This is a genomic window from Paenibacillus dendritiformis (assembly GCF_015845845.1).
GTDB classification, from domain to species: Bacteria; Bacillota; Bacilli; order Paenibacillales; family Paenibacillaceae; genus Paenibacillus_B; species Paenibacillus_B dendritiformis_C.
In genome coordinates this window covers 1-2664 of the sequence record NZ_LDIG01000015.1, presented here as the reverse complement: position 1 = coordinate 2664, position 2664 = coordinate 1, and the positions used below count along the sequence as shown (strand labels likewise).

At 62.3% G+C, this 2664-nt stretch carries 5 protein-coding genes; 2 read left to right on the top strand and 3 right to left on the bottom strand.

The annotated features are described in order from the left end of the window. Both ABD76_RS00130 and ABD76_RS00125 read right to left on the bottom strand, forming a co-directional pair. A partial coding sequence (locus ABD76_RS00130; RefSeq protein ID WP_338124992.1) for a DUF6573 family protein occupies nucleotides 1–342 on the bottom strand: 342 nt, incomplete at its 3' end. 41 nt (nucleotides 343–383) lie between these two features. Beyond that, entirely contained in the window at nucleotides 384–671 is a 288-nt protein-coding gene (locus ABD76_RS00125; RefSeq protein ID WP_197253215.1) for a hypothetical protein, read from the bottom strand. A gap of 450 nt (nucleotides 672–1121) precedes the next feature. Between ABD76_RS00125 and ABD76_RS00120 the strand changes: the two genes are divergently transcribed. Together ABD76_RS00120 and ABD76_RS00115 are read left to right on the top strand one after the other, a co-directional pair. Next, nucleotides 1122–1481 carry a hypothetical protein gene (locus ABD76_RS00120; RefSeq protein WP_197253214.1) on the top strand — a complete coding sequence of 120 codons (360 nt, stop codon included), beginning with the start codon at nucleotides 1122–1124 and terminating at the stop codon, nucleotides 1479–1481. Nucleotides 1482–1679: 198 nt separating this feature from the next. Next, nucleotides 1680–2372: a DUF6988 family protein gene (locus ABD76_RS00115; protein WP_197253212.1), complete on the top strand. Its 693-nt coding sequence runs from the start codon at nucleotides 1680–1682 to the stop codon at nucleotides 2370–2372. Here the strand turns inward: ABD76_RS00115 and ABD76_RS00110 are convergent. Beyond that, nucleotides 2328–2664 (bottom strand): hypothetical protein (locus tag ABD76_RS00110; protein ID WP_206765466.1); only part of this gene is annotated, 337 nt, incomplete at its 5' end. The two genes, ABD76_RS00115 and ABD76_RS00110, sit on opposite strands and share 45 nt — an antisense overlap.

Genomic DNA, 2664 nt, shown 5'->3' with positions numbered 1-2664 from the left:
CCCGATGTGAAGCACCAGCTCCACCGGCTGCGGCGAGACTCCCGCGCCTTCCCTGGGGACGCGAAGCACGGTGAACGGCGCACGATCGCCTTCCGTGCGCTTGGCGGCCAGCAGGGCCATCCACAACACATCCCACAACCGGCCTACCTCGGACTGCCCCATGGGCTTGTCCTGCTCGTTGTCATCCGTCCACGCCACGCACGAGTGCCACACCGCCGCCGTCATGGCGAGCGGAACACGGAAGCCGGCTTCGCGCGCCAGGCTCGAGCAATCCACGAGCACGCCATCATTGATGGCCTGGGCGCGGGTATAGGAGGAAACGACATTGGCGTTGGTGAACATGGGGTGCTCCTGAAACGGATTGGAAAAAGTCGGGTGGGTGCTCACAAGAACTCCCACCGGCCCCGGCTGTCCTGGTAAAGAATCTGGGTGCATCCGGCGTCTGGCATGCCGAAGTCGTCGAGCGGCGCGAACAGATCCCCGTCATCGGGCCCCACGTAGACGCCTTCGAAATACAGCTGCCCGTCATCGTCCTTCAGTCGGAAAGGCTGGCCCTCTGGGTGGTGCTGGATTGCTTCGGCCGAAAGCTCGGCATCCCACGGCCCCACGGTCCCGACCCGCTTCCCCTGGGTGATGTGATCGACGGTGATGACCCACTGACAACGGCTCATGCTTCGCTCCATCTTGACTGGCCCGAACCTGGGCATCGGTTCCCGATGACCTGGAATGGAAACCCCACGGCCCCAGGGGACGGCGCGGTCAAGGGAGCAAGTGGAAGGGCTGGCGCGGGATGGAGCGCAGCGACGGACACGGGCCCTGGAGCGACCCTTGACCGGAGAAGCCGGGCGCTGGGGCGGCGCGCAGCGCATGAAGGCTTTGATGGCGTGCCTTGGCACACCGAATGCTTGGGCGGTTGGGCCAGGGACAGAAGCCCGAAGGGTACAGACCGGGACGGGCTGGAGCTTTGCCGATGGCCCGACGCACAGCGGGGCTCCAATGTCATTAGCCCTACTTAGGCGCCCCGCATGGTTGACGGATATTCTGAGTGCAATAGGCGACCGCAGTGCTCACGGACACGCCCGTGCGCTACGCTCGGGGTTCCACCTGGGGACGAAGCGAATATGGTTGACGAAAAGCTGATAAAGGAATTGAACGAGGCGTCCGGATTGGAAGCGGTTGAGGGCATTATCCGCAACCGTATACCGACACCCGAGGAAATGAACGAGCTCACGGCTGTGGCTCTGGAGCGTGTCCATAGCGTCCTTACTAGGATAGCTGAGGCCGCCAAAGCCACTCTCAATGAAAAGCTCAATCAACCCGTTGTGGATCAGAAAGATCAACCTATCCAATCAGGCACAAAGATCGACACCGAAGCCTTTGTTGGGCAGGTGGGAGGACTAAGTGCAAAGGCCATTGCAGAGCGTAAGGCCCCGGCCGGACAGGCCATTCCGAAGAAGGGATCTGGGCTGAGCAAACCCTGACGGCCCTCGTGCTTGTAGGCTTGCTCTTCTCACCGAGATGGCGGCTTTGTTCTTGCTTCTTTCGGGGATGAAATCCCCACCTGGCTCTAGCTGCTTTCTGCTCTTGCTGGCCCGGCGGCGGGCTTCATCCGCCGCCAGGCTTGCAAGCCCACGGACGGGCGCGCAGCGAAGCGAAGTTGCCAAGGATGGCCGCCTTGTATGATCGGGCGCATGAACGCTGACCCGTTGAGCACCCAGTCCACGCATGCTTTGGCTATTCAATCGCGCCTTGCCGAGTTGGCCATGCGGATACCGATGCCGCCCGATGCGGCACCCGATCGCCACCAGGTCGGTTATCAGCTCTTCGGTGTGTCCTTCGAGCACTCGGTGTCGATCACCTCGCATGTACAGCGGCATGGATCTGCCTACGCCGCCAGCGCCTTTGCGTTGGCCCGGCCCATGCTCGAGACGCTCCAGCGCGGTTGGTGGTTCACCCTATGCGCCGACGACGCGCAGACGCAGACGTTCCTGGAGGAAGACAAATTCCCCTTTTTCAAGGCCAAAGTCGTAGCTGAAGCCATCGATAAGCATTCGCCTTTTCGCGATTCCCGCTTCTTCTCGACGCTAAGCCAGGACGAGTGGAGCCTCTATCATTCCTTCACGCATGGCGGCCGTGCCGCCTTGGCCGTTTATGGCAACCGTCCCCACCTGGCCCCGGACTACGATCCTGACCTGATTCCCGCCCTGCTCTCCAACGCGATTCGCATGGCGGCGCTGGCGGTGATGGGCATGTGCTGGGTGTGCGGCCCTTACGACAAGGATGCTGTCAACCCGCTTTACAAACAGCTGCTGGCGATGGGGCCTGAGCTAGACCTTCCCGGGAGCATCATCGCCGCTGCCCGCGCTGGCTGAGCGGGTCGTGTCGTGCCGCTTCGATCCCATTGAGCCCTGCCGCGCCCGCCTCTGAACTTCCTCGCTGGCGGGAGACGCCCTCAACATCTCGGCGGCTTCAGGGAACAGGAACGCGAGCAAGTCATCGTAGCTGCCGTCCGGCTCGAACTCGGGATCTTCGTCGAGCCACGCTTGCCGATACCGATCGCGCTTCTTCAGCCAGGCCTCCTTGTTGCCGTTGGCGATCAAGGTGGACCCATGGTTGTAGTGGCCCAAGAGCACCGTGAACACCCATAGGACTTCCTTGTGGCGG

Coding starts and splice junctions, on each gene's coding strand:
- ABD76_RS00120 (WP_197253214.1), top strand. CDS start 1,122: ATGGTTGACGAAAAGCTGATAAAGGAATTGAACGAGGCGTCCGGATTG.
- ABD76_RS00115 (WP_197253212.1), top strand. CDS start 1,680: ATGATCGGGCGCATGAACGCTGACCCGTTGAGCACCCAGTCCACGCAT.
- ABD76_RS00125 (WP_197253215.1), bottom strand. CDS start 671: ATGAGCCGTTGTCAGTGGGTCATCACCGTCGATCACATCACCCAGGGG.